Source organism: Cucumibacter marinus DSM 18995 (genome assembly GCF_000429865.1).
Taxonomy (GTDB): domain Bacteria; phylum Pseudomonadota; class Alphaproteobacteria; order Rhizobiales; family Devosiaceae; genus Cucumibacter; species Cucumibacter marinus.
Window position 1 is genome coordinate 1 of record NZ_AUCR01000023.1, and the last position, 5,660, is coordinate 5,660.

Below are 5,660 nucleotides of genomic sequence, written 5' to 3' on the forward strand. Positions count from 1 at the left end.
GGCTGCGGAGAGCCTGTCCTCGATGCTGGAGGCAGCGCGGTCGAACACGGAGCGGATGATCTCGATCGCACGCAAGAGCCAGGAGCAGGCGGCCTCGATCGAAGAGGTCAACCAGGCCGTCAGGCAGATGGACGAGATGACCCAGCACAATGCTGCGCTTGTCGAGGAGACCAACGCCGCCATCGAGCAAACGGAAGCGCAAGCAACAGAGCTCGATCAGATCGTGGCGATCTTCCAGATCGACGATCAAGGTGCGGGCAGTGGCGTCAGGGTCGATGGGGGAGACAAGTCCTCCTCCGAGAAGGGGCGCGGGATCAAGGCGCTTCAGGAGAAGGTCAAAACGGCCGCCTCGACCTATCTCAGCCACGGCAATGCCGCCATCGACAAGGACTGGGAAGAGTTCTGACCGGACCTCAAATAGCAGATCTTGTGCAAAGAGCCGGCCCGAAAGGGTCGGCTTTTTCACTATTTGTAATTGAATCAAGACTTAAAATAACGCAGCTGGAACGTTCGGCAGGCCGGAGTGGTCGTCGGGCGATGGGATGCCAGGAATACCTCTGACCTGAAAACCACTCATGCCAAGGATAACCATGCCATTCACATTCACGTCCAAGACCATGATCACAGCCGCTGCCGTTCTTCTGATGACTGCGCCAGCCGCCGTGGCCCAGTCGGAAGATTATCAGGAGCGGCTTACCGAACTTGCCAATACCGCAATCGCTGAATTTGCCCAGGAGCCGATCATTACCGACGCGATTATCGCGCAGAACATCGAGACCGGCGAATATGGCTTTGCCGAGATCGAAGCCCTCGATGAGGAGTGGCGCGCCGAAGCTTCCGGCGGTGACGGTGACATGATTTCCACGGCCCTGAATTCCGAGGCGTCGCAATGGCTTGCGGGTATCCAGAAACAATCGGACGGGCTTTATACCGAGATCTTTGTGACCGATGCCGTCGGTCTCAACGTCGCGCAGAGCGCGGCGACGTCTGACTACTGGCAAGGCGATGAAGACAAATGGCGCGACAGCTTCGGCGTTGGCGCTGGTGCCATTCACATCGGTGAGGTCGAGCAGGACGAATCGACCCAGATGCTCCAGACCCAGGTCAGCATCACCATTACCGATCCCGAAAGCGGCGAACCGATCGGTGCGGTCACCGTCGGCATCGATCTTTCCAAGATCTAACCTTGCCAGGCGCTGAATGGCGCCAGGCAGAATTTGCATGCACCCCCAAGGCCTTGGCTTTGGGGGTTTTCTTTTCGATGTTAAGAAAAAGCGACAATTATGCTTAGGCTTGAAGTACCGGCGGGGCGGTGTGGAAAGCTTGATGACATAAATAACAAAATTTTAAATCAAACCCGCTCTAATCACATTGTAACGCACAGGAAAACCACCTGTCAGGGCGCCGAATTCTCTGCTTAGACGCAAGAAAATTGCAGATACACCAGTACTAGTACGTATCTCTTGCGAAAAATCCGCGAAATTCGGCCAGGTTGGACACCAGCAGCGGCCATGGGCCGAGGATGCGGACGATGAACATTCTCAAACGATTCAAGCTGTCAAAGGCTTTGCCGGCAATCATGATCTCCGGAGGATTGATGATGGGCGCCGGCGTCGGCTTTGCCAGCTATCAGATTGCAGCGGATGCGCTGATGGAACAAACGCGCGTCAAACTGAATGCGATCGCATCGTCGCGCGCCAGTCAGATCAAGGATTACGTGCAATCGGTGAAGACCGACCTGTTGACCCAGTCGGAAAGCAATGGCGTCAGCCAGGCGATTCAGGGGCTCGATGCGGCCTGGGGCAATCTGGCCCAGACCGGTGATCCCTTCACGATCCTTGATGCCGCCTATGGTTCGGGTAATCCCAATCCGCTTGGCGAGCGCGACAAGCTGATCGCGGCGGATACCAACTCCCGCTATGACCGTATTCACGGCCGGTTCCACGGCTTCTTCCGCAAGCTCCTGCAGCGCAATGGCTACTACGATGTCTTTCTGTTCAATCCCAAGGGCGACCTGATCTATTCGGTAGCCAAGGAAGCCGATTTTGCGACGCGGTTTTCCGAGGATGGCGGGCAATGGGCTGATACCGATCTGGGGCGCGCCTTCCGCGAAGCGGCGACCCTGCCAAATGGAGAAGTCGCCTATTTCGACATGGCCGCCTATGCGCCGAGCAACGGTGCCCCCGCTAGTTTCATGTCCGCGCCGGTCTATGACGATGCCGATACGCTGCTGGGCGTGATCGCCTATCAGATCTCCATCAACGAAGCCAATTCGGTCACTTCGGATCGCGTGGGGTTGGGGCAGACGGGTGAAACCGTCATTGTCGGACGCGACCTCACCATGCGGAATGACTCAGAGCTTTCCGGAGCCGACGATACGCTGACAACCCGGGTCGACAGTCCGCTCGTGCAGGCGGCAATCGATGGCGAGGCCGGTTTCGGTCAAATCAATGGCTATCGCGGTATCCCGCTTTTCGCCGCGGCGACACCCATGAGCTTTGAAGGTGTCGACTGGGCCATCGTAACGGTGCAGGCGCGGGACGAGGCGCTCGGCCCTCTTGTCGATATGCGCAATCTCATCTTCGCCATTGGCGGGCTGATGATCCTTTCCGCTGCCATCGTCTCGATCCTGATCGCGCGGATGATCACCAAGCCAGTCACCCGGCTGACCGGCGTCATGGGAACGCTTGCCAAGGGCGAATACGATGTCGAGATCGAGGGCGCCGACGGGCGTGATGAAATCGCGGATATGGCGCGCGCGGTCGAGGTATTTCGGGCCAACGGCATCAAGGTCGCCGAAATGACCGAGGAAGAGGCCGCACGTATCGAACGCAATCGTGTGGAGCGGGCCCGCATGATGAGTGAACTTCAAGGCGCGTTCGGCGAAGTCGTCGACGCCGCGGTCGCCGGAAATTTCGGCAAGCGCGTTGACGCCAAGTTCCCCGATGAGGAACTCAACCAGCTGGCGGGTTCGGTCAACAATCTCGTCTCGACGGTTGAGCGCGGCCTTGACGAGACGGCGGATGTTCTGAGTGCTTTGGCGCAGACCGATCTGACCCAGCGGGTGGAAGGGGAGTATCAGGGCTCGTTCCTCCGGCTCAAGCAGGACACCAACAGGGTGGCCGACAAGCTGGTGGAAATCGTCAGCCAGCTGCGGGGCACCTCAAGGGCGCTCAAGACCGCGACCGGCGAGATCCTTTCCGGGGCGAACGACCTTTCCGAGCGCACCACCAAGCAGGCCGCAGCGGTGGAAGAAACCACCGCCTCGACCGAACAGCTCGCCAACACGGTCAATGAGAACTCGGAGCGGGCCAAGAAGGCCCAGAGTTCGGTGGATGAAGCCCGCCAGGTCGCCGAGAAGGGCGGCCAGGTGATGGCGGAGGCCACCCATGCGATGGAGCGGATCTCCAACTCCTCCTCCAAGATCTCCGATATCATCGGGATGATCGACGACATCGCCTTCCAGACCAATCTGTTGGCGCTCAATGCCTCGGTCGAAGCAGCAAGAGCGGGTGAGGCCGGCAAGGGGTTTGCCGTGGTCGCGGTGGAAGTGAGACGGCTGGCCCAGTCCGCTGCTGAAGCCTCGTCCGAAGTGAAGAGCCTGATCGAGCAGTCAGTGACCGAGGTCGAGGGCGGTTCGAAGCTTGTGGCGTCTGCGGCGGAAAGCCTTGAGGGGATCGTGACCTCGGTGCGGGGTGTGAACACGCTCGTCAACGAGATCGCGGAAGACAGCCGTCAGCAGGCGGTGTCGATCTCCGAGATCAGCCAGTCGATCCGTCAGATGGACGAGATGACCCAGCACAATGCGGCGCTGGTCGAAGAGACCAATGCCGCCATCGAGCAGACCGAGGCCCAGGCGACCGAGCTTGACCAGATCGTCGCCATCTTCCGCCTGGAGGATGGGCAGGAAGATCAGGCCCGGCTGGCACCGCACCAACCGATGGCTGCGCCGGGAGAGGCCGAGAAGCGGGAGTCCGAGGCAAGGCCGGGCGGCATCAAGGCGCTGACCGAGAAGGTCAAGACCGCGGCCTCCACCTACCTCTCCCAGGGCAATGCCGCCATCGATGCCGATTGGGAAGAATTCTGAGCCATTGGCGGAAACAGGGAGGGCTCGGCGCCTGCGCAACCGGACCCTTCAGCACCTGCGTTGTGAACTAATTGCGATGTTAAGCATCAATTTTTAACCAAGAGTGGTGTTGGCTAGGGGCATGCATTACCCGGAGGGGGCCACACCATGCGCAAATTGCTGTCCCTAGTCGCCAAGCCATTTACCCGGATTGCCGTCCGGTTGCCACAGCTTGGCCTGAAGACCAAGATCTATGCCATCTCGATCATCATGTTGATCTGCATGGCGGCGGTCGCGGGACTCTATGCCTATCAAACCAATGAGCTGAATGCCCGGCTGGCCGAGGAGCAGGCCGCGGGCAGGAACGCGGCCGCGGTTTCCGACGTCGCCGCTCTGATGACCGATCTCGCCTATACCGCGCAGGGGTTCGCGGTCTATTCGACCGAAGAGCGGCTGCAAAAGGTGGAGCGCGCGGCGCAGGCGCTGGGGCGCAAGCTTGATACCGTCACCGATGAGGAAGAGGCCTATATGGTCCAGACCGCGCGCAATGCGATCACCGCGGTCCAGCATCAGATCGAGGTGACCAAATTGCTCGGCCTTGACGAAGATTCAGGCCTGCAGGGCGAGTTGCGGGCCGCCACCCAGGCCATTGAAGCGGAACTCAACGGGTCGTCGAACATGGGCGCCATGGTGCTCAACCCGATCTGGGTGCAGCTGTTGCGTATGCGGCGGAATGAAAAAGACTTCATCATGCGCGGTGACGAGGCATATCTGGCTCAATTTGACGAGGCCGCAGACGGGTTCAACCTCTCGGTTGAAATCGCGCCAATCGACAATGCGGTCAAAACCAAGATGACCGACTTTGCCACGCAGTACAGTACGTCCTTCCACGCCTATGCCGACGGTTCGGTCGAATACCACCAGACCATTGCCGATACCGAACAGGCAGTGGCCGAGGCGACCAAAGTGTCCGAACAGCGCCGCTCCTTCTGGAACATGATGAGCGCGAATGCCACCAAGGCGGTCGAGGATCTGCGGGCCCAGACCCAGGTCTTGATCTACGCGGTCATCGGGGCGGCAACCTTCGCCGGCTTCGTGATTGCCTATACGGTGGGCTCGATCGTGGTACGGCAGGTCACCCGGATCGAGGGTTCGATGCAGTCCCTGGCGGAAGGCGAACTCGATATCGAAGTGCCCTATATCAAGCGCCTCGACGAAGTGGGCCGGATGGCCCAGGCTGTCGAGGTGTTCCGCGAGAATGCAGTCAAGGTTGCGGCAATGAGCGAGGAGGAGGCCGCACGTGCCGCCCGCATCGCGAAGCGGGCCGAGATGATGCAGACCATCCAGAGCGCGTTCACCGAAGTCGTCGACGCGGCGGTCGCCGGGGACTTCTCCAAGCGGGTCGATGAACGGGTCGGTGACGCGGAACTCGACAAGCTCTCGGACAGCGTCAACAACCTCGTTGAAACGGTGCAACGCGGTCTCGATGAAACCGCCAGGGTCCTCGCGGCCCTGGCGCAGACCGATCTCAACCAGCGGGTCGAGGGTCACTATCAGGGCTCGTTCCTCAAGCTCAAGGACGACACCAATGCGG

3 protein-coding genes and 1 pseudogene are annotated in these 5,660 nt (G+C 59.9%); all 4 read left to right on the forward strand.

Annotated elements, in window-relative coordinates; genetic code table 11:
- Positions 1 to 406 (forward strand): annotated as a pseudogene (locus tag G489_RS22685) (methyl-accepting chemotaxis protein); the annotation flags it as partial.
- Positions 407 to 590: 184 nt separating this feature from the next.
- Positions 591 to 1,184, forward strand: coding sequence for a PDC sensor domain-containing protein (locus tag G489_RS0110810; protein ID WP_051332544.1), 594 nt, complete (start codon positions 591 to 593; stop codon positions 1,182 to 1,184).
- Positions 1,185 to 1,531: 347 nt separating this feature from the next.
- Positions 1,532 to 4,087, forward strand: a complete 2,556-nt coding sequence (locus G489_RS21880) for a methyl-accepting chemotaxis protein (protein ID WP_051332545.1) — start codon at positions 1,532 to 1,534, stop codon at positions 4,085 to 4,087.
- Between the two features lie 147 nt (positions 4,088 to 4,234).
- On the forward strand, positions 4,235 to 5,660 hold a 1,426-nt coding region (locus tag G489_RS0110820), incomplete at its 3' end, for a HAMP domain-containing protein (protein ID WP_029041551.1).